Genomic DNA, 20,678 nt, shown 5'->3' with positions numbered 1-20,678 from the left:
TCAGTCGGGCACCCGCGCCAGCTCGGCCAGCCAGGCCGTCGGTGCGGCGTCCGACGGCATGCGCCAGTCGCCACGCGGCGACATGGTGCCGCCGGCCGCGACCTTCGGTCCGTTGGGCAGCGCGGAGCGCTTGAACTGGCTGGCGAAGAACCGCCGGCAGAACACCTCGAGCCAGTGCTTGACGGTGGCGAGGTCGTAGGCGGCGCGCCGCTCCTCTGGGTAGCCGGGCGGCCACTCGCCGGCGGCTGCGTCGCGCCAGGCGTGCCAGGCCAGGAAGGCGATCTTCGAGGGCCGGTGGCCGCGGCGCAGCACGTGGTAGAGCGTGAAGTCCTGCAGCGGGTAGGGACCGACCGTGTCCTCGGTGGCCTGCGGCTTCACGCCCTCCTGCTCGGGGATCAGCTCGGGCGTGATCTCTTGGGTGACGATCTCCTCGAGCAGCCCGGCGGTCTCGGCGTCGAACTGGCCCGACTCGGCCACCCAGCGGATCAGGTGCTGCACCAGCGTCTTCGGCACCCCGGCGTTGACGTTGTAGTGCGACATCTGGTCGCCGACGCCGTAGGTGCACCAGCCGAGCGCCAGCTCGGACAGGTCACCGGTGCCGACGACGATGCCGCCGCGGTGGTTGGCCAGCCGGAACAGGTAGTCGTAGCGCAGGCCGGCCTGCACGTTCTCGAAGGTGACGTCGTAGACCGGCTGCCCGTCGGCGTAGGGGTGGTCGAGGTCGGCGAGCATCTGCTCGGCCGCGGGCCGGATGTCGAGCTCCTCGAACGTCACGCCCAGGGACGCCGACAGCCGGGTCGCGTAGGAGCGCGTCGTCTCGCCGGTGGCGAACCCCGGCATCGTGAAGGCGTGGATGTCGGAGCGCGGCCGGCCCAGCCGGTCCATCGCCTTCGCGGCCACGATCAGCGCGTGGGTCGAGTCGAGGCCGCCACTCACCCCGATGACCGCCTTGGGCTGGCCGATCGCGGTCAGCCGCTGCTCGAGCCCGGAGACCTGGATGTTGTAGGCCTCGAAGCAGTCGAGCGCGAGCCGCTCGGCGTCGTCCGGCACGAAGGGGAAGCGGTCGACCTTGCGACGCAGGCCGACGTCACCGGACGGCGGCCGCAGCTCGAGCGGCACGGTGCGGAACGCCCGCACCCGCTCGTCGTGGGTGCGGCGGTTGTCGTCGAAGGTGCCCTGGCGCAGGCGCTCCTGGCGGATGCGGTCGAGGTCGACGTCCACCACGGTGCGCTGCGCCTCGGCCGGGAACCGATCGGTCTCGCCGAGCAGGTCGCCGCACTCGTAGACCATCGTCTGGCCGTCCCACGACAGGTCGGTCGTCGACTCGCCCTGACCGGCGGCGCTGAAGACGTAGGCGGCCGAGCACCGGGCGCTGGCGCCGCGCACGAGCAACCGGCGGTCCTCGGCGCGGGCGACGGTGATGGGGCTGCCCGAGAGGTTGGCGAGCACGGTGGCGCCGGCCAGCGCGGCCTCGGCGCTCGGCGGCACCGGCACCCACATGTCCTCGCACACCTCGACGAACAGCCGCAGCCCGGGCACGTCGGTGGCCTCGAAGAGCAGGTCGGGACCGAACGGCACGGTCGCGCCGTTCAGGTCGATGGTCGAGCCGCGGCGATCGTCGCCGGGCGCGAACCAGCGGCGCTCGTAGAACTCGCGGTAGGTCGGCAGGTACGACTTCGGCGCCACGCCGAGCACCCGCCCGCGGTGGACGACGACCGCGCAGTTGAGCACCCGCGTGCCGTGCACGAGCGGCGCGCCGACGACGGCGATCGGCGTCAGCTCGGCGCTGGCCGTGACGATGGTGCGGACGGCGTCCAGCACCGCCTCGAGCAGCGTGTCCTGCAGGTGCAGGTCGTCGACGGAGTAGCCGGTGAGCGACAGCTCGGGGAAGACCGCGACGGCGACCCCGTCGTCGTGGCAGGCCCGCAGCTGCTCGACGTGCCGCGCGGCGTTGGTGGCCGGGTCGGCGATCGCGACCGGCAGCGTGCAGGCCGCCACCCGCGCGAAGCCGTGGGCGTACGCGGAGTAGAAGTCCACGGTCCGAGTCTAGGGACGGCGTCGGGCCAGCTGTCGGGGCGTCACGAGGTCTCGAGGCTCGGCCGTGGCCGGCCTCGCACCTCGACCATCGTGAAGTCGGCCCCGGACGATGGTCGAGGTGCGAGGAGCCCTGGCGACGAGCCTCGAGACCGCTGGCCCGTCGAGGCCAGGGCGACCACACGGACCGTGAGCTCGTCGAAGGGCCCTTCGACCGGCTCAGGATCCGTGGGTCGGTTCGCGTGGTCGGGAGACTCAGTCCGCACCGAGGGCGTCGAGGGCGAGGGCGAGGCGGGGCTGGTCGGTGGGGAACGAGGCGACCCGGTGCACCTCGCCGGTCCCGACCGCCCACGTCACCAGCCACGTCGTGCCCGGCGACCCGGCGGGCCGCACCTCGGCCAGCACCGTGTCGGGGTCGGTGAAGCCGAGCGGGGTGAGGTTGGCGTTGTCGGAGTAGAACGAGGCCCGTGACGGCACGGGCAGGAAGCCGCGCACGGTGAGCCCGTCGAGGTCGAGCGCCAGCAGGCCGTCGGTGTCGGTGACGTCGGGCTGGCCGCCGTAGTAGCCGCCGTCGGCGCGCACGGTGACCAGCGAGGCGCCGTCGGACGCCGGGCGCTGCGTGCTCTCCAGCGCCGACAGGTCGCCGAGCACGGTGGCCGTCCCGTCGCGCCACCGCTCCAGCACATTGACCTCGGTGTCGGAGTAGCGGTCGGCCAGCACGTCGCCGCCGGCCGGCACCACCTCGTCGATCACGTCGAACGGCAGCCGCACGGCGTCCCCGCCGGCGACGTCGATCTCCCAGAACCGGTTCCACTCCCCCAGCAGCAGCCGGTCGGTGCCGACGAAGTCGAGGTCGGTGTAGAAGTCGCCCGCCCCCGAGAAGGCCCGCGGCAGCGGCAGCGTCGTCCACCCGTCGTCCGTCGAGACGGCGAGCACGTCGCCGTCCACCACCGCGAACCGCGACCCGTCGGGCGCGATCGCCACCGTGGCGTCGTCGCCGACGCCGTCGGGCAGCTCGGCCCCGACGTACCAGCCGGCCGGGCCGAGCACGCTCACCGCCCCGTCGGCCACCGCGACCGCCCGCGCCGCACCACGCTCGGCGGCGCCGACGCCGACGGAGAGGTCGCGCGGCAGGCCGAGCGTGTCGTCCCAGGGCAGGCTCTCGACGTCGTCGGGGTCCCACGCCGTCTGGACGTCGGCGGGCTCGACCGGGTCGGCGACCGGCGGCTCGGGGTCGGGCGGCGGCGGCGCCGCGACCTCGCGCAGCAGCCCGGCCGCGAAGGCGTCGCCCGAGGAGAGCGAGGAGACCAGCGAGACCTCGCCGGTGCCGGGGTCGAAGGCGACGACGTCGAAGCCGGCGTAGTCGCCGGTGCCGAGCCGCGCCACCCGCAGCAGCACGGTGTCGTCCTCGGCCAGCCCGAGCACCGACAGCCCGCCGTTGCTGTAGGCGGCTCCACGGTCACGAACCGGCAGCAGGGCCCACGGCGTCAGGGTGCGACGGTCGGCCACCACCGCGAAGGGGCGCCCGTCGTACGACGTGCCGGCCACGGTGCCGTCGTCGTCCGCCGCGAGATACGACAGCCGTCCCGTCCGCTCCATCGACACCTCCCGCGGCTCACCGCCGGCCCAGTCGGTCAAGACGTTGGGCGTCGTCCACTGTGCGCTGGTCATCACCGCGCCGTCGGAGTCGACCGCCGACGACAGCCCACCGAGGTCGAAGGGGGCCCGCTCGGCCGTGCCGGTGTCGGCGTCGACGACGAAGGAGCGGTCGAAGCCGACGGTGGTCAGCGTCTCGTCGTCGAGCCAGAGCCAATTGGGCGCCTCGAGCACGCCGACCGCCGCCGGGTCGGGCGGCGGGACCGTGCGGTCCTCGCCGGTGGTCAGGTCGACCACCGAGGCGTCGTAGGCCACGTAGTCCCACACCACGAGTGACGTGCCGCTCGGGCTGAGGGCCGCGGACGGCGTCTCCTGCGACACCGCCTGCGTGCGCCACCGGCCGTCGGTGCCGAGCAACCGCACCAACCCCGCGTCGCGGTCCACGCTCGCCACCACCGCCGCCGGCATCGGGTCCTGCGCCACGCTCGGCGCGGACGCCGGCGGGTCGACGACGCGCGGCAGCGCCGGCGCGAGGTCGTCGGGAGCCGGGGGCAGGTCGGGCGCGGTGCGAGGGTCGAAGGTCGGCCAGGTCGCTGGCCCGGTGCGCCCGTCGTCCGGTGACGGCGTGCCCGACGGCGTCCCGGTCGGCGTCGGCGTCCCCTGCGGCGGCGGGGCCGGGTCGGCGACGAGCGACCCGCCGAGTGTCGTGGCCACCACGCCGACGACCGCGGCCGAGGCGACGAACGCTGCGGCAGCACCCCGCCGACGCACCCGGCGGCGGTGGGCCTCCCGCAGCGCGGTGCCCGCCAGGTGCGGACGCTCGATGGCGTCGGTGGCGTGCGCGAGCAGGTCGTGCAGGTCGTGCGGGTCGGGGCGGTCGTTCATCGGGTCCTCCCGATCAGGTCGAGCAGCTCGGGCGCGCCGGTGCGCAGCCGCGCCAGCGCGGCGGCGTTCTGGCTCTTGACGGTGCCGACGCTCACGCCCAGCGCGTCGGCGGTCTCGCGCTCGGAGAGGTCGTCGAAGTGGCGCAGCACGACGACCGCCCGCTGGGACGACGTCAGCCGGGCCAGCGCCCGGCGGACCACCAGCGCGGCGTCCGGGTCGGTGCTCACGGCTCCGCCGGCGGCGTCGGCCCTCCCGACGTCGTCCGAGACCGACTCGCGTCGCCGCTTGCGCCACCAGCTGACGTTGTCGCGCACGATGATCGTGCGGGCGTACGCCGTGGGGTTGCCCTCGCGCAGCCGCGGCCACCGCAGCGCGACCTTGGTGAGCGCCTCCTGCACCAGGTCCTGGGCGCGGTGCAGGTCGCCGGTGAGCAGGTAGGCCGAGCGCAGCAGGGCGCGCTCGCACCCGCCCGCCCACTCGGTGAACTCCCGCTCGTCCACGCCGCCCCGCTCCCGTCGTCCGTCGTCGTGCCCTCACCCGCTCAACGCCGCTGGGACGATGGCAGGTTGGCACGACTTCGTCGGGCCCAGCGATGAGTTCGCGAGGTAGCGCCGGTCGATGAGGCCATGACCACGATCAGCCCGTGCCTGTGGTTCGACGACCGGCTCGAGGAGGCGGCGGTGTTCTACACCGCGATCTTCCCCGACGCGCGCGTCGGCCACCTCGCGCGCCGCCCGGACGACGGCACGGTGCTGGCGGGCGACTTCACCATCGCCGGCGTCCGGTTCCGCGGCATCAACGGCGGACCGGAGCACGCCCGGTTCACCCCCGCGGTCTCGTTCAGCATCGACTGTCGCGACCAGAGCGAGGTCGACTACTACTGGCACTCCCTCGCCGACGGCGGAGAGGAGCTGGTGTGCGGCTGGGTCAAGGACCGCTTCGGGCTCTCGTGGCAGATCGTGCCCACCCGGTTCTACGAGCTGCTCGCCGACCCCGACCCGGCGCGCGCCGCCGCGGCCACCGAGGCGATGCTCGGCATGCGCCGCCTCGTGGTCGCCGACCTCGAGGCCGCCGCCGACGCCGCGGCCCCCGCCGTCCCCTGACCTGCACCATCACGCACCACCACGCGCCCACCACGCACCAGCCACGCACCACCGACAGCAAGGAGCACGCCATGGCCACCCGCCTCAACCCCTACCTGCAGCGCAAGGACGGCGACGCCCGCGAGGTGATCGAGTTCTACGCCTCCGTCTTCGGCGGCGAGCCGAACGTCATGAGCTTCGCCGACGTCGGCGGCATGGGGATGCCGGAGGACCAACAGCACCTGGTCATGCACTCCGACCTCATGGTCAGCGACGGCGTCGCGATCATGGTCGCCGACGTGCCGCCCGGCATGACCCACGACCAGGGCAACCTGCACATCTCGCTCTCCGGCGACGACGAGGCCACCCTGCGCGGCTGGTTCGAGGCGCTCGCCGACGGCGGCAGCATCGACGTCCCGCTCGAGCAGGCGCCCTGGGGCGACCACTTCGGCCAGGTCAAGGACCGGTACGGCTACAACTGGCTGGTCAACATCGCCGGCTCCTGACACGCTCGCGGCGTGCACGAGCGGCCGGACGGCGTCCTCGACGCCGACATTCTCGTTGCCGTGCAGGCCGGGTGGCCCGAGGCCGTCGACGGGGTCGACGCCGTGGAGCACCTGCCCGTCGGGTTCGGGGCGCACCACTGGCGCGCCTCGGCCGACGGCGAGCCGCGGCTGTTCGTCACCCTCGACGTCGTCGGCGTCGCCGGAGCCCGTCACGCCGACGCCGGCTCGCTGCACGACGCCTACGCCACGGCGGCCGAGCTGGCGAGGTCCGTCGACGCCGTGCACGCCGGTCTGGCGCCGTGGGTCGTGCCGTGCGGGTCCGGCCCGCTCAGCGTCACGCCGTGGCTGGACGCCGTCCGCCCGGCCGCCCTCGACGAGCCGGCCACCGCGGCCGTGCTCGACGCGCTGCACCGCGCGACGCCGCCGGCGACCACGCCCCGGTGGCGGACCGTCGTCCCGCCCGGCCTCGCCGACGACCTCGCGTCACGGGTGCGGCGGCCCTGGACGGCCGGTCCCCACGGCGAGCGGGTCCGCACCGCCCTGGTCGAGCGGCTCGACGACGTGCACCGCTGGGTCGCGCGCCACCACCACCTGGCGTCGGTGGCGCCCCAGCGGCCTTGGGTGGTGACCCACGGCGAGCCCGGGCTGCACAACCAGCTCGTCACGGCCGACGGCCGGCTGCTGCTGGTCGACTGGGAGTCGGTCCGGCTGGCCCCCGCCGAGCGCGACCTGCGCACCCTCGACCGCGGCGACCCGGAGATGCTCGAGCTGTTCGACCTCGAGTGGCGCCTGGAGGAGGTGGGTCAGTACGCCGCCTGGTTCGAGGGTCCGCACGCCGACACCGCCGACGCACGCACGGCCGTCGAGGGACTGATGGAGGAGCTGGAGCGGCCCGGCTACCCGAGGTCGGGTCGCTCGTAGGTCACCAGCCACCGCTCGCCGTCGGCGACCTCGGCCGTCGCGGTGAGCACGACGCCGCCGGTCTCGACCAGCAGCAGGTCTGACTCGGTGAGCGGGTAGGGCGGCAGCTCGGGCGCCGGGAGGCCGGTGTCGCGGAAGGCCACCAGCACCAGCGTGCCGCCGGGGGCGAGCAGCGACGCGATCGCCGCGGCCGCCTGCGCGCGCGGCGGGTTCGGCAGCGCCTGCAGCGTGAAGATCTCGACGACGAGGTCGAAGCGGCCGACGAGACCTGGGTCGAGGTCGAGCAGGTCGGCCACGCGATACTCGACCGTCGAGCCAGCGTGGCGCGCCTTCGCCTGCTCGATGGCGGTGGGCGCGACGTCGAAGCCGACCGTCTCGAACCCGTGCGCGGCCAGGTGCTCGGCGTCGGCGCCGAGCCCGCAGCCCACCACGACCGCGCGGCGTCCGCGCCCGTCGCCGCCGTGCCGCGCCAGCCACGCCTCGAACCACGGCGCGAACTGCGCCTGGGGCTCGTCGCGCTCCCACGGCATGCCGACCTCGCCGGCGGCGCCCTCGGCGTAGAGGCGGTCGAACCAGGCGGTCGGGTCGCCGGAGGCGAGCGCCTCGGTCGACAGGACGTCGGCACGCAGGTCCCAGTCGCGGGGCTGCGGAGCCGCGGCGGGATCGGGCGCGGGGGGTGTGTGCTGGGCCACAGTGACCACCGTAGGGCGAATCCCTAGCCTTGACGACGCCCGTGGACTCCCGGCCGGGAGCCGCGAGGCGTGAGGATCGGAGAGCAGCCATGAGCGAGAGCACGAGCACGCCCGAGGAGACCCCGCCCTACGGCGCAGGGGGAGCGAGCGGGACGTCCACCTCGTCCGCGCCGCGCAAGCGGGTGCGCACCCACTACCTGCGCGAGATGAAGCAGCGCGGCGAGAAGATCTCGATGCTCACCGTCTACGACATGCACACCGCGGCGGTCTTCGACGAGGCCGGCATCGACGTGCTGTTCATCGGCGACTCCGCCGCCAACAACGTGCTGGGCTACGAGACCACCATCCCCGTCACGGTCGACGAGCTGCTGCCGCTGGTGCGCGCCGTGGCCCGCACCGCCCGGCGCGGGCTGGTGCTGGCCGACCTGCCGTTCGGCAGCTACCAGGCCTCGCCCGAGCAGGCGTTCCACACCGCGGTGCGGTTCATGAAGGAGGGCGGCGCGCACGCCGTCAAGCTCGAGGGCGGGGCCGAGGTGGCGCCGCAGGTCGACAAGCTCGCCACCAACGGCATCCCGGTCATGGCCCACATCGGCTTCACGCCGCAGAGCGAGCACGCCCTCGGCGGCTACCGGGTGCAGGGCCGCGGCGACGCCGCCGACCGGCTGGTGCACGCCGCCGAGGCCATGCAGGACGCCGGTGCCTTCGCGATCGTGATGGAGATGGTGCCCGGCGACGTCGCCGCGCAGATCACCGAGCGGCTCGAGATCCCCACCATCGGCATCGGCGCCGGCGTCGGCTGCGACGGGCAGGTGCTGGTGTGGCAGGACGCCTTCGGCCTGCGCACCGGCAAGATGGCGCGCTTCGTCAAGCAGTACGCCGACCTGCACGGCGTCCTGCTCGACGCCGCCCGCACCTTCGACGCCGAGGTGAAGAGCGGGGCCTTCCCCGGCCCCGAGCACACCTTCTGAGACGGGCGGCGGACCGCGAGGAACGAGCGGTCCGTCGGTCCCGGCCAGGTCGAGCGAGCCCCGCGACCGAGGGACGAGGTCGCGACGGGCGTGTCGAGACCACGCAAGGCCCGCGGGAACGTCCCCGTGGAGGGCCGGTGGTTTCGACGACGCTCGTTCCTCGCTGCTCAACCACCGGGACCCGAGCACACCGTCTGACACCCGGACGTGCCACGGACCCTGAGCTCGTCGAAAGCCCCTTCGACGGGTTCAGGGTCCGTGGCCACCCGCGGGTGGGCGGCGGGTGGGTCTCGGTGCGAGTGCGGGTCAGGCGGTGGAGACGACGGTGGCCTCGAGCGTGACGCCCTTGCGCGGCGAGTAGCTGACGGTCTCGCCGACCTTGGCGCCGACGATGGCCTGGCCGAGGGGGCTGTGGGGGGTGATGGTCTCGAGCCCGGCGGCGGCCTGCTCGACCGAGCCGATCACGAACGACTCGGGGCCGTCACCGAGGTCGACGACGACCACGTCGCCGACCGAGACGACGCCGTCGACGTGGGTGCCCTCGGCCGCCTCGGCGATCTCGAGCTCGAGGGCGGCGATGCGCTCGTCGAGCAGCTGCAGCCGGATGCTGGCCTCGACGTTCGTCGCGCGGTCGACGACGTCGCCGACCGCCTCCGCGACGGTCTCGGCCTGGGCCTGGTCGCGCTCGGCGCGCAGGGCGGTGAGGCGGTCCTCGAGGACGGTGCGTCGCTCGTCGGAGGTGGTGATCGTCATGAGGAATTTCCTTCGTGCGTTGGCCGTGGGAACGGCGGCCGGTGAGCCCTCTGCAGTCGGGGTATGACCCGTCTGCCGGGGCCTAACCCTCGCAGCGCGAATTCCATGCCCGCTTCACCCCGTTCCTGAGACGTTAGGGTGAATTTCGTGAGCTCGGACCCCCTCGCGACCACCCCTTCGGCGACCACCCCCACCCCGGCGGCGGCAGGTACGGAGACCCGGCCCGCCGAGCCCACCGACGACCTCGTCACCACGCGCCACTCCCTCCGCCTCGGACGCCGCACCCTCCCCTACGAGGCGACCACCGGCCGCGTCGTCCTGCGCGAGGAGGTCTACGAGGACGGCGTCTTCACCGGCCACGTCGCCAAGGCCGAGGTCTCGATCACCTCCTACGTCGCACTCACCGGCGACGGGGACGGCGGTGAGGGGGACGGCGGGGCGCCCGACCCCGCCCGGCCCGTCACCTTCGCCTTCAACGGCGGCCCCGGCAGCTCGAGCGTGTGGCTGCACCTCGGCCTGCTCGGCCCGCGCCGCGTCGTCATGGGCGACGCCGGCGACCTGCTGCCCCCGCCGTACGCCCTGGTCGACAACGCCGAGAGCCTGCTCGCGGTCAGCGACCTCGTGCTCATCGACCCGGTCTCCACGGGCTACTCCCGCGCGGTCAAGGGCACCAAGGCCGCGCCGTTCCACGGCTACCAGGGCGACATCGAGTCGATCGCCGAGCTCGTCCGCCTGTGGACGACGCGCCACCGCCGCTGGCTCTCCCCCACCTTCGTGCTGGGCGAGTCCTACGGCACCCTGCGCGGCGCCGCGCTGGTCGAGCGGCTGCAGTCGCGCTACGGCATGGCCGTCAACGGGCTGGTGCTCATCTCGAGCGTGCTCGACCTGTCGTCGATCGACTTCGAGAACCAGCGCAACGACCGCGCCCACGCGCTCTACCTGCCCACCTACGCCGCCATCGCGCAGTACCACGGCCGGCTGGGCCGCACCTCGCTGCGCAAGGCCGTGCGCGACGCCGAGGAGTACGCCGCGCGCGACTACCCGTGGGTGCTCTCGCGCGGCGACCGCCTCACCGCGAAGGAGCGCGCGACCGCCGTCCGCCGATTGGCCGAGCTGACCGGCCTCACCGAGGCCTACGTAGACCGGGCCGACCTGCGCATCGAGCACTGGCGCTTCTTCGGCGAGCTGCTGCGCGACCAGCGCCTCACCGCCGGACGCATCGACGGGCGCTTCACCGGCCCGGCGGCGTCCGCCATCGCCGAGCACATGGACGCCGACCCCTCGATGGACGCGATCGGACGGCCCTACTCGGCGGCGTTCAACCACTACGTGCGCCACGAGCTGCGCTACGAGAACGACCTGCCCTACGAGCAGATCAGTCGCCGGGTGCACCCCTGGTCGTTCAAGGACTTCGAGGGCCGCCCGATCGACGTCTCGCCCGAGCTGGAGCGGGCGATGCGCGCCAACCCCCACCTGTTGGTGCACGTCGCCCAGGGCTACTTCGACGGCGCCACGCCCCACTACGCCGCCGAGGACGTCATCGCGCACCTGCGGCTGACCCCCGAGCTGCGCGCCAACATCGAGCTGGCCTACTACGAGGCCGGCCACATGATGTACGTCCACGAGCCGTCGCGGGTGCAGCAGGGTCGCGACCTCGCCGACTTCGTGCGCCGCGCCTCGGGCGGCTGAGGCACACCCGACACCCCTGACCACCCCTGACAATCGTCACGGTCAGGTCGTGACGATCGGGCCAGGGGCGGACGCCGTCCCGGTCGCAGGGTGGGGCCATGACCACCACCCAGACCCTCTCGGACGGGGCCGCCGCGACGTCACCGGACGCCGTCACCGCCGTCTGCCTCCGCGGCGTCACCAAGCGCTTCGGTGACGTCGAGGCCGTCGCCGGCATCGACCTCGACCTGCACCAGGGCGAGATCGTCGCCGTCCTCGGCCCCAACGGCGCCGGCAAGACCACCACCATCGACATGGTGCTCGGCCTGTCGCGCCCGACCACCGGCTCGGTCGAGGTGCTCGGGCTCGAGCCCCGCGCCGCCGTCGCCCGTGGCCTCGTCGCGGCCGTCATGCAGAGCGGCGGCCTGGTCAAGGACATGACCGTGCGCGAGACCGTCGCCTACACCGCCAGCCTGTTCGCCGACACCCGCCCCGTCGACGACGTGCTCGCCGACGCCGGCATCTCCGAGCTCGCCGGCCGCAAGGTCGGCGCCTGCTCCGGCGGCGAGCAGCAGCGGCTGCGGTTCGCCATGGCGCTGCTGCCCGACCCGGCCCTGCTGCTGCTCGACGAGCCGACCACCGGCATGGACGTCGAGGGCCGCCGCCGCTTCTGGGCCACGCTCCGCGCCGACGCCGCCCGCGGCCGCACCGTCGTCTTCGCGACGCACTACCTCGAGGAGGCCGACCAGTACGCCGACCGCATCGTGCTGGTGCGCAAGGGCCGGGTCGTCGCCGACGGCACCGGCGCCGAGATCAAGGCCCTCGCCTCCGGCCGCACCGTGCGCGCCACCCTCCCCGGGGCCGGCGACCACGCCGCCGCCATCGGGGCGCTCCCCGGCGTCGAGGGCGTCGACGTGCGGGGCGAGACGGTCGTCGTCCACACCAAGGACAGCGACGCCGTCGCCCGCCACCTGCTCGACCACACCCCCGCCCACGACCTGGAGATCACCGCCCAGGGCCTCGAGGAGGCCTTCTTGAGCCTGACCGGAGAGGACGCCCGATGAGCGCCACCGCCAGCACCGCGACCACCGCCCGCCACGACGTCACCGCCCGGCGCGTGCCGCCGCTCGGCGGCTTCAACCGCACCCTGCTCGCCATCGAGCTGCGCCGGATGCTGCGCAACAAGCGCACCATCTTCTTCGCGCTGTTCTTCCCCGCCATCCTGTTCTTCGTCTTCGGCTCGGGCAGCGACGGCGCCGAGGCCGTCGGCGACGGCAACGTCTCGGCCTACATCCTGATCTCGATGGCGCTGTACGGCGGCGCGCTCATCTCGGCCGCCGCCGGCGCGAACGTCGCGGTCGAGCGGGCCCTCGGCTGGTCGCGCCAGCTGCGGCTCACGCCGCTCAAGCCGGCCGCCTACATCGCGGTCAAGGCGATCGTGGCGCTGGTGATGGGTGCCTTCGCGGTGACGATCGTCAACGTCGTCGGAGCCGTGCAGGGCAAGGCCGAGATGCCGTTGGCGACCTGGATCGAGTGCGGGCTGGTGACCCTGCTCTGCACCGTCACCTTCGCCGCGCTCGGCATCTTCGCCGGCTACCTGCTGCCCAGCGAGAACGTGATGCAGGTGCTCGGCCCCGGCCTCGCGGTGCTGTCGTTCCTCGGCGGACTGTTCATCCCCCTCGACCAGTACAGCGACGTCGTGCGGCACATCGCCTACTTCACGCCCATGTACGGCGTCTCCGAGGTCGCCCGCTCGCCGCTGACCCACGAGCTGCCGTGGTTCGCCGTGGTCAACGCCGTGGTCTGGCTGGGCCTGTTCGTGGCCGGCGCCGCGTGGCGCATGAGCCGCGACACCGCGCGCGTGTGAGCCTCGCCTAGGTTGAGCGGCGTGAGCGGCGTGGGCGTCCCGAGCCGGTCGCGGCCGTCGCGGCCGTCGCGGCCGTCGCGGATGGCGGCGGCCGGCCCGCCCGCCCCCGTCGGCCGCCTCGGCCCGTTCTTCGCCGTCGTCTGGCTCTTCTTCCTCCTCGACCCGCTCTCGGAGGGCTGGAGCCGCCGCGACACCGTCGCCGGCTGGGTCGGCGTCGCGGCCACCGTGGTCTTCGCGGTCGTCTACATGTGGCTGTGGCTGCGCTCTCGGGCCGACCGGGCCCGGATGATCGAGGCACCGCCGCTGCGCTGGTCGATCGGCTACGTGGGGGCGCTCGTCGTCCTCGGCGGCGTGATGGTCGCCTCGCTCGGCGAGACCGGCCTCACCTCGGTCGTCTACATCGGCGTCGGGCTCGTGATGGTCTTCCCGCCCCGCGTGGCCTGGCCGCTGGTGGTGGCGCTGGTGGTGGTGACGATCGGGCTCAGCGCCGTCGAGGGCTGGGGCAGCCAGGTCGGCACCGCCTTCGGGCTGCTCGCCGCCTCCGTCGCGGTCTTCGGGCTGCGCACGGTCATGAGCCGCAACATCGAGCTGGTCGACGCCTACCGCCGCAACGAGAACCTCGTCGTCGAGAACGAGCGCACCCGCTTCGCCCGCGACCTGCACGACATCCTCGGCCACTCCCTCACCGTCATCACGGTCAAGGCCGAGCTGGCCGGCCGGCTCATGGACGTCGACCCCGAGCGCGCCCGGGCCGAGGTGGCCGACCTCGAGCGGCTGAGCCGTGACGCGCTGGCCGACGTGCGCCGCGCCGTCGACGGCTACCGCGAGATCACGCTGCCCGGTGAGCTGTCACGCGCCCGGTTGGCGCTCGAGGCGGGCGGCATCGTGGCCCGGGTGCCGAACACCACCGACGACGTGCCCGGCGAGCTGCGCGAGCTGTTCGCCTGGACCGTGCGCGAGGGCGTCACCAACGTGCTGCGCCACTCGCGGGCCGGCACCTGCGAGATCCTGCTCGGCCCCACCTCGGCCGAGGTGCGCGACGACGGCGTCGGCTGCGGCGACGGCCCGGGGCCCGGCGCCGGGGCGGGGCCCGGCGCCGGGGCGGGGCTGACCGGGCTGCGCGAACGGGCGGTGGCCGCCGGGGCCACCGTCGTCACCCGCGACCTCTCCCCCGGGTTCTCGGTCGCCGTGGTCGCGCGGTGAGCGCGCCGATCCGGTTGCTGCTGGCCGACGACCAGGCGCTCGTGCGGGGGGCGCTCTCGGCGCTGCTGCAGCTCGAGCCCGACCTCGAGGTCGTGGCCGAGGCCGGGTCGGGCACCGAGGCGGTCGGGCTGGCCGGCGTCCACCGGCCCGACGTCGCGCTGCTCGACGTCGAGATGCCCGGCCTCGACGGCATCGAGGCGACGGCGCGGGTGCGGGAGGTCTCGCCCGCCACCCGGGTGCTGATCGTGACGACGTTCGGCCGGCCCGGCTTCCTGCGGCGCGCGCTGCAGGCCGGTGCGGTGGGCTTCGTGGTCAAGGACACCCCCGCCGCGCAGCTGGCCGACGCCGTCCGCCGGGTGCACGCCGGGCTGCGGGTGGTCGACCCGACGCTCGCCGCCGACTCGCTGACCGCCGGGGAGTCGCCGCTGACCGCGCGCGAGACCGACGTGCTGCGGGCCGCCCGCGACGGCGCCTCCATCGCCGTCGTCGCGCGGCGGGTCTCGCTGTCGGAGGGCACCGTGCGCAACCACCTCTCCGCCGCCATCGGCAAGACCGGCGCGGCCAACCGCGGCGAGGCGGTCGTCATCGCCGACGGCAACGGCTGGCTTTAGGACCAGCAGGACGGACGATGCGCGGAGCCGGTGCTCGCGGCTAGATTCACGCGCATGAGGCGCACGCTCGTCACGTCCGCACTGCTCGCCCTGCTCGTCCCGCTGCTCGCGGAGGTGCCGGCGCCGTCCGGTGCCGTCGTCGCGGCGCCGGGCTCGTCGGCCACGGCTCCGGCCGCGCCGGCCGCGCCGGCCGCGCCGGCCGCTCGGGCGAAGGTCCCGGCGCTGCGCGTGTCGACGCGCGTGCAGGGGCTGAACCACCCGTGGGACGCCGTCCAGCTGCCCAGCGGGTCGCTGCTGCTCACCGAGCGCGACCCGGCCCGACTGACGCTCGCCAGGCCGGGCGGGGGCAAGCAGACCGTCGGCTTCCCCAGCGACCGCATCTGGACGTCGGGCGAGACCGGCCTCATGGGGCTCGAGGTCGACCCCGGGTTCGCCTCGAACCGCCGCATCTACACGTGCAGCGGGTGGATCAAGCGGCCCGGGCAGCACGACATCCGGGTCAACGCCTGGCGACTGGCGCCGGGCGGCGGGCGGGTGACGCTGATCAACACCCTCGTCGCCGGGCTGCCCACCACCAGCGGCCGCCACGGCGGCTGCCGGCTGCTCGTCACGCGGGGCGGCGCCCTGGTCGTCGGCACCGGCGACGCCGCCGTGGGCAGCAACCCGCGCGACAAGCGCTCGCTGGGCGGCAAGACGCTGCGGGTCAACCGGTTCACCGGCGCCGCCTGGCCGAGCAACCCGTTCATCCGCTCCGAGAACGCCGCCACCCGCAAGCTGCTGACCTACGGCCACCGTAACGTGCAGGGCCTCGCCCAGCGCTCCGACGGCACGCTGTGGTCGGTCGAGCACGGCTCCTACCGCGACGACGAGGTCAACCGGCTCGTCGCCGGCGGCGACTACGGCTGGAACCCGGTGCCCGGCTACGACGAGTCGGTGCCGATGACCGACTTCTCGCTGCCCGGCAAGCAGTACGGCGCCCGCTGGCGCTCCGGCGACCCGACGGTCGCGACGTCCGGTGCGACGTTCGTCTACGGCAAGCGGTGGGGTGCGCTCAACGGCGCGCTCGCCGTCGCGGTGCTCAAGGACGAGCGGCTGCTGTTCATGCGCTTCGGCGCCCGGGGGTTCAACCCCAGGGTCTCCGCCCCCGCCGCCCTCCGCGGCCGCTACGGCCGCCTGCGCACCGCCGTCCAGGTCAACGGCGGCCTCCTCGTCCTCACCGACGGCGACGGCGGCACCGGCCGGGCCCTCCTCGTCCGCCCGCAGTAGGCCGGCGTCCGCGGCCCGGCGCGGCGGTGAGCTGGTGACCGTTCCGGACGCCGATTCGGTAACTCACGCACCGCTCCCCCGACCCAGCCCGGGGCGGCGGTGACCTGGTGACCGTTCCGGACACCGATTCGGTAACTCACGCACCGCTCCCCCGACCCAGCCCGGGGCGGCGGTGACCTGATTACCGTTCCCGACCCGGAATCGGTAACTGACGCACCGCTCCCCCGACCCAGCCCGGGACGGCGGTGACCTGATTACCGTTCCCGACCCGGAATCGGTAACTCACGCACCGCTCCCCCGACGCGGCCCGGGACGGCGGTGACCTGATTACCGTTCCGGACGCCGATTCGGTAACTGACGCACCGCTCCCCCGACCCGACCGGACGAAGAGCGGCCTACGCCGACCACCCCCACCACCGCGCGCCGGCGACCAGCACCACGAACCACACCGCGACGAGCGACACCGCGGCGACGGTGATGCGGCGCGGGTGGGTGGTGAACCAGCGGCAGCACGCCACGAAGACCACCAGCCACAGCACCAGCAGCAGCACGACGGCCCACCAGGGCGCGACGAGGCCGCTGACGGCGTACAGGAAGAAGGCGGCGGCCATGAGGATCATGCCGCCGAACGGCCAGAAGTCGGTGCGCCGTGGCGGCCGGGCCACCCGGCGCCGGCGCGGCCACGCCATCGGGGAGGGTCAGTCCTCGCGCTTGTCGTTCCAGCGCGGGTCGTTATCCCAGGCCTCGCTCTTCTCCTGCGCGGTCTCGAGCGCACGGGCCGCCTCGGCCTCGGTCGGGTAGGGCCCGAGGCGGTCGCGGTTGGCGCAGCCGTCGCTTCCCTCGACCCGGTGGTGCTTGGTGCAGTACCAGTACTCCTGCTCGTCGGCCATGGTCCGAAGTTACCCCCGTCCCGCCCCACCCGGACGACGCGCGCCGACCGGGCCGCCGAACACTAGGGTCTGCGGGCATGAGCGCGATGTTCGAGGGCTACGCGGGCACCGGACCGGCGTACGACGAGATGTTCGACGGCCGGGCGCTCCGGCCGCCCTACCAGCGGCTGCGCACCTCGCTGCAGGCGCTGACCCAGCCCGAGCTGGTCAGCCGGGTCGAGGCGCTGCAGGCGGGCTACCTCGACCAGGGCGTCACCTTCGACATCGGCGGCGAGGAGCGGGCGTTCCCCCTCGACATCCTGCCGCGGGTCATCGAGCAGGCGACCTGGGCGAGCATCGACGCCGGCGTGCAGCAGCGGGTGCGGGCGCTCGAGCTGTTCCTGACCGACATCTACGACGCCGGCCAGGTCTTCGACGACGGCGTCATCCCGCGCCGGGTCATCACCACCTCGAGCCACTACCACCGCGCCGCCGCCGGCGTGCGGCCCCCGAACGGCGTCCGGGTGCACGTCTCGGGCATCGACCTGGTGCGTGACAACGCCGGCGAGTTCCGGGTGCTCGAGGACAACGTGCGCGTGCCGTCGGGGGTCAGCTACGTGATGACCAACCGGCGCGCCATCAGCTCGGCGCTGCCCGAGACGATCGCGGCCCACCGCATCCGTCCGGTCGCGGCCTACCCGCAGCGGCTGCTCGCCGCGCTGCGGGCCGCGGCCCCGGCCGGCGTCGCCGACCCGACGGTCGTCGTCCTGACCCCGGGCGTCTACAACGGCGCCTACTTCGAGCACGCGCTGCTGGCGCGCACGATGGGCGTCGAGCTCGTCGAGGGCCGCGACCTCGAGTGCCGCCGCGGCCGGCTGATGATGCGCACCACGCGCGGGCTGGCCCCGGTGCACGTCGTCTACCGCCGCGTCGACGACGAGTTCCTCGACCCGGTGCACTTCCGCGCCGACTCGATGCTCGGCTGCCCCGGCCTCATCGACGCCTGCCGCGCCGGCAACGTCACGCTGGCCAACGCGGTGGGCAACGGCGTCGCCGACGACAAGCTGGTCTACACCTACCTGCCCGACATCATCCGGTACTACCTGTCCGAGGAGCCGCTGCTGCGCAACGTCGACACCTGGCGCGTCGGCGACGCCGAGGCGCGCGAGGAGGTGCTCGACCGCCTCGACGAGCTGGTGCTCAAGCCGGTCGACGGGTCGGGCGGAAAGGGCATCGTCATCGGCCCGCGCGCCTCCCGCGCCGAGCTCGACGAGCTGCGCACCAAGGTGCTCGCCGACCCGCGCTCGTGGATCGCGCAGCCGGTCGTGCAGCTGTCCACCGTGCCGACCTTCGTGGACGGCGCGCTCGGCGCCCGCCACGTCGACCTGCGGCCGTTCGCCGTCCACGACGGCAGCCGGGTCTGGGTGCTGCCCGGCGGCCTGACCCGCGTCGCGCTCGCCGAGGGCGAGCTGATCGTCAACTCCTCGCGCGGTGGCGGCTCGAAGGACACCTGGGTGCTCGCCGGGCCGCGCACCGACCGGGCGGACGACATCCCGCCGGCCGACCGATCCGACCGAGCCGGCCGAGCAGGCGCTGCCGAGCCGGCACGCCGTCCGGAGCCGCCCGAGCCACCGCCCGCGACCCGCGAGACGCCGGGCCCGGTGCTGGCCGACCTCGCCGAGCGGGAGCAGCAGCAACAGCAACAGCAACAGCAGCAACAACCGACGCGGACGGAGGGCGCCCCGTGCTGAGCCGGATCGCGGAGTCGATGTTCTGGATCGGCCGCTACGTCGAGCGGGCCGAGGACACCGCGCGGATCCTCGACGTGCAGACCTCGCTGCTGCTCGAGGACGCCACCCTCGACGAGGACGACACCTGTCACGGCCTGCTGTCGATCATGGGCGTGGACGACGCCCCCGACCACGTCGACCTCGCCTTCGTGCTGGGTGCGCTGGCCTACGACACGACCTCGCCGACCTCGATCGCCGCCGCCGTCGGCGCCGCCCGCGAGAGCGCGCGCCGGGCCCGCGAGACGCTGTCGGTGCCGCTGTGGGAGGTCATCAACACCACCTACCGCGACATCGTCTCGGGCCGCTTCGCCCAACGCCGTGCCCCCGGCATCTTCCAGTGGGTGCGCGAGCGGTCGGCGCTGATCAACGGCACCGCCGACGCCACCATGACCCGCGACGAGGGCTGGCACTTCCTGGTGCTGGGCCGCTGCATCGAGCGGGCCGACATGACCTCCCGGCTCATCGCCACCGCGGCCGTCACCAGCGGTGGCACCAGCGACCAGTGGACCAGCACGCTGCGCGCCTGCGGCGCCTACGAGGCCTTCCTGCGGGCCTACCGCGGCGTCACCTCCGAGCGGACGGCGGCCGAGTTCCTCCTGCTCGACCGGCTGTTCCCGCGCTCGGTCGTCTTCTCCCTCAACCGGGCCGAGCAGTGCCTGGCCAACCTCGAGTCGCCGGGGACGACGGCCGGCGCCCGCGCCGGGTTCAGCAACGAGGCGCAGCGGCTGCTGGGCCGGGCCCGCACCGAGCTGGAGTACCGCTCGCTGGCCGACGTCGTGGCCGACCTGCCGGCCGAGATGGAGCGGATGCAGCGCACCTGCGCGCTCGCCACGGACGCCGTCACGAGACGGTTCTTCGCCGGCGCCGAGGCGCTGGCCTGGCAGGGGGTGACCTCCGCATGACGATGCAGCTGCGCATCGCGCACACCACGCGGTTCGACTACGACGGCAAGGCCGTCGCCTCCTACAACCAGGCGCGGCTGACGCCGGTGACCACGCCCGAGCAGATCGTGGTGCACCACCGTCTCGAGGTCAGCCCGAAGCCGTGGACCTACGACTACCGCGACTACTTCGGCACTGCCGTCACCGCGTTCGAGGTGCTCGACCCGCACGAGTCGATGGCGGTGACGGCGACGTCGACGGTGCACGTCGACCGGCCGGCCGCTCCCCCGCCGGTGCTCGCGTGGGCCGACCTCGAGACGCCCGCGGTCGCCGACCGCTGGACCGAGTACCTCACCCTGCCCGACGTCGTCGCGCCGCCCGACGAGCTCGCCGAGCACGCCCGTCGGCTCGCGGCCGAGCACGACCACCCCGGTGACGCCGCCCGCGCGCTGTGCCGGCTGGTGCACGACGAGGTCGCCTACACGACCGGCTCGACCGACGTGCACACCACCGCGGCCACCGCGTGGGCCCAGCGCGCCGGCGTCTGCCAGGACATGGCCCACCTCGGCGTCGGCGCGCTGCGCAGCATCGGCGTCCCGGCGCGCTACGTCTCGGGCTACGTGCACCCCGAGACGAGCCCCACCCTCGGCGTCGCGGCCCGCGGCGCCTCGCACGCCTGGCTGGAGTGGTGGGACGACGGCTGGCGCGGCTTCGACCCGAGCCACGCCGAGGAGCCCGGCGACCGCTACGTCACCCTCGCCCACGGCCGCGACTACGGCGACGTCCGCCCGCTCTCGGGCATCTACTCCGGCTCGGCCACCAGCGACATGACGGTCGAGGTCGACCTCACCCTGCTCGCCTGAGCGTTCGCGCGGAGGGCCGGTGGTCTCGAGGCTCGTCGCCAGGGCTCCTCGCACCTCGACCATCGTCGGAGCGCGACCCTCACGGCGGTCGAGGTGCGAGGCCGGGCAGGGGCGGCCGTCACGGCGGTCGAGGTGCGAGGCCGGGCAGGGGCGACCGTCGCGGCGGTCGAGGTGCGAGGCCGGGCAGGGACGACCGTCACGGTGGTCGAGGTGCGAGGCCGGG

At 74.1% G+C, this 20,678-nt stretch carries 20 protein-coding genes; 13 read left to right on the top strand and 7 right to left on the bottom strand.

From position 1 onward, the window contains the following. From ABEA04_RS15820 to ABEA04_RS15810, 3 genes are all read right to left on the bottom strand, one after another. Nucleotides 1-2,037, bottom strand: coding sequence for an NAD(+) synthase (locus tag ABEA04_RS15820; RefSeq protein WP_345460624.1), 2,037 nt, complete (start codon nucleotides 2,035-2,037; stop codon nucleotides 1-3). Nucleotides 2,038-2,289: 252 nt separating this feature from the next. After that, complete coding sequence (locus ABEA04_RS15815) at nucleotides 2,290-4,515, bottom strand: hypothetical protein (protein ID WP_345460622.1); 2,226 nt, start codon at nucleotides 4,513-4,515, stop codon at nucleotides 2,290-2,292. Continuing rightward, nucleotides 4,512-5,015 carry a SigE family RNA polymerase sigma factor gene (locus ABEA04_RS15810; protein ID WP_345460620.1) on the bottom strand — a complete coding sequence of 168 codons (504 nt, stop codon included), beginning with the start codon at nucleotides 5,013-5,015 and terminating at the stop codon, nucleotides 4,512-4,514. The genes ABEA04_RS15815 and ABEA04_RS15810 overlap by 4 nt, the downstream gene beginning before the upstream one ends. A gap of 126 nt (nucleotides 5,016-5,141) precedes the next feature. On the opposite strand from ABEA04_RS15810, the gene ABEA04_RS15805 reads away from it, so the two are divergent. The 3 genes from ABEA04_RS15805 to ABEA04_RS15795 all read left to right on the top strand — a co-directional run bounded on the left by ABEA04_RS15805 (nucleotide 5,142) and on the right by ABEA04_RS15795 (nucleotide 7,024). Beyond that, a complete protein-coding gene (locus tag ABEA04_RS15805) occupies nucleotides 5,142-5,618 on the top strand; it encodes a VOC family protein (protein ID WP_345460617.1) in 477 nt (158 codons plus the stop codon). Between the two features lie 71 nt (nucleotides 5,619-5,689). After that, complete coding sequence (locus ABEA04_RS15800; RefSeq protein ID WP_345460614.1) at nucleotides 5,690-6,103, top strand: VOC family protein; 414 nt, start codon at nucleotides 5,690-5,692, stop codon at nucleotides 6,101-6,103. Between the two features lie 12 nt (nucleotides 6,104-6,115). Further along, a complete protein-coding gene (locus ABEA04_RS15795; protein ID WP_345460612.1) occupies nucleotides 6,116-7,024 on the top strand; it encodes a phosphotransferase family protein in 909 nt (302 codons plus the stop codon). On the opposite strand, the gene ABEA04_RS15790 is transcribed toward ABEA04_RS15795, so the two are convergent. Continuing rightward, on the bottom strand, nucleotides 7,000-7,716 hold the full coding sequence (locus tag ABEA04_RS15790) for a methyltransferase domain-containing protein (protein ID WP_345460609.1): 717 nt from the start codon (nucleotides 7,714-7,716) through the stop codon (nucleotides 7,000-7,002). The two genes, ABEA04_RS15795 and ABEA04_RS15790, sit on opposite strands and share 25 nt — an antisense overlap. 89 nt (nucleotides 7,717-7,805) lie before the next feature. Between ABEA04_RS15790 and panB the strand changes: the two genes are divergently transcribed. After that, nucleotides 7,806-8,684 (top strand): 3-methyl-2-oxobutanoate hydroxymethyltransferase, encoded by an 879-nt coding sequence (gene panB, locus ABEA04_RS15785; protein WP_345460606.1) that lies wholly within the window; start codon nucleotides 7,806-7,808, stop codon nucleotides 8,682-8,684. A gap of 306 nt (nucleotides 8,685-8,990) precedes the next feature. Here the strand turns inward: panB and ABEA04_RS15780 are convergent, their stop codons facing one another. Further along, nucleotides 8,991-9,437: a GreA/GreB family elongation factor gene (locus ABEA04_RS15780; protein WP_345460603.1), complete on the bottom strand. Its 447-nt coding sequence runs from the start codon at nucleotides 9,435-9,437 to the stop codon at nucleotides 8,991-8,993. A 147-nt stretch (nucleotides 9,438-9,584) separates the two neighbouring features. Here ABEA04_RS15780 and ABEA04_RS15775 point away from each other — a divergent pair, with 147 nt between their 5' ends. From ABEA04_RS15775 to ABEA04_RS15750, 6 genes are all read left to right on the top strand, one after another. Further along, nucleotides 9,585-11,126, top strand: a complete 1,542-nt coding sequence (locus tag ABEA04_RS15775) for a S10 family peptidase (protein WP_345460600.1) — start codon at nucleotides 9,585-9,587, stop codon at nucleotides 11,124-11,126. A 98-nt stretch (nucleotides 11,127-11,224) separates the two neighbouring features. Then, nucleotides 11,225-12,169, top strand: a complete 945-nt coding sequence (locus ABEA04_RS15770; RefSeq protein ID WP_345460597.1) for an ABC transporter ATP-binding protein — start codon at nucleotides 11,225-11,227, stop codon at nucleotides 12,167-12,169. Next, nucleotides 12,166-12,972, top strand: coding sequence for an ABC transporter permease (locus ABEA04_RS15765; protein ID WP_345460594.1), 807 nt, complete (start codon nucleotides 12,166-12,168; stop codon nucleotides 12,970-12,972). Before ABEA04_RS15770 ends, ABEA04_RS15765 begins: the two co-directional genes overlap by 4 nt. A 21-nt stretch (nucleotides 12,973-12,993) precedes the next feature. Further along, complete coding sequence (locus ABEA04_RS15760; protein ID WP_345460591.1) at nucleotides 12,994-14,175, top strand: sensor histidine kinase; 1,182 nt, start codon at nucleotides 12,994-12,996, stop codon at nucleotides 14,173-14,175. Further along, nucleotides 14,172-14,786: a response regulator gene (locus ABEA04_RS15755; protein ID WP_345460588.1), complete on the top strand. Its 615-nt coding sequence runs from the start codon at nucleotides 14,172-14,174 to the stop codon at nucleotides 14,784-14,786. Before ABEA04_RS15760 ends, ABEA04_RS15755 begins: the two co-directional genes overlap by 4 nt. Before the next feature lie 54 nt (nucleotides 14,787-14,840). Beyond that, on the top strand, nucleotides 14,841-16,052 hold the full coding sequence (locus ABEA04_RS15750) for a PQQ-dependent sugar dehydrogenase (RefSeq protein ID WP_345460585.1): 1,212 nt from the start codon (nucleotides 14,841-14,843) through the stop codon (nucleotides 16,050-16,052). A 395-nt stretch (nucleotides 16,053-16,447) separates the two neighbouring features. On the opposite strand, the gene ABEA04_RS15745 is transcribed toward ABEA04_RS15750, so the two are convergent. Beyond that, nucleotides 16,448-16,741, bottom strand: coding sequence for a hypothetical protein (locus ABEA04_RS15745; RefSeq protein ID WP_345460582.1), 294 nt, complete (start codon nucleotides 16,739-16,741; stop codon nucleotides 16,448-16,450). Between the two features lie 9 nt (nucleotides 16,742-16,750). Continuing rightward, nucleotides 16,751-16,942, bottom strand: coding sequence for a hypothetical protein (locus ABEA04_RS15740; RefSeq protein ID WP_345460579.1), 192 nt, complete (start codon nucleotides 16,940-16,942; stop codon nucleotides 16,751-16,753). A gap of 77 nt (nucleotides 16,943-17,019) precedes the next feature. Between ABEA04_RS15740 and ABEA04_RS15735 the strand changes: the two genes are divergently transcribed. Genes ABEA04_RS15735 through ABEA04_RS15725 form a run of 3 tightly spaced genes read left to right on the top strand, consistent with a single transcriptional unit; the run spans nucleotide 17,020 to nucleotide 20,455 of the window. Beyond that, the gene (locus ABEA04_RS15735; RefSeq protein WP_345460576.1) at nucleotides 17,020-18,672 is read left to right on the top strand and encodes a circularly permuted type 2 ATP-grasp protein; all 1,653 of its coding nucleotides are present in this window, start codon (nucleotides 17,020-17,022) and stop codon (nucleotides 18,670-18,672) included. Continuing rightward, on the top strand, nucleotides 18,666-19,613 hold the full coding sequence (locus tag ABEA04_RS15730; protein ID WP_345460573.1) for an alpha-E domain-containing protein: 948 nt from the start codon (nucleotides 18,666-18,668) through the stop codon (nucleotides 19,611-19,613). The genes ABEA04_RS15735 and ABEA04_RS15730 overlap by 7 nt, the downstream gene beginning before the upstream one ends. Continuing rightward, entirely contained in the window at nucleotides 19,610-20,455 is an 846-nt protein-coding gene (locus ABEA04_RS15725; RefSeq protein ID WP_345460570.1) for a transglutaminase family protein, read from the top strand. The genes ABEA04_RS15730 and ABEA04_RS15725 overlap by 4 nt, the downstream gene beginning before the upstream one ends. The last annotated feature ends 223 nt before the right edge of the window (nucleotides 20,456-20,678 follow it).

Origin of the sequence: Nocardioides marinquilinus (assembly GCF_039543705.1) — a bacterium.
Lineage (GTDB): Bacteria > Actinomycetota > Actinomycetes > Propionibacteriales > Nocardioidaceae > Nocardioides > Nocardioides marinquilinus.
The sequence above is the reverse complement of the archived record's forward strand: the minus strand, read 5'-3'. Positions and strand labels throughout refer to the sequence as shown.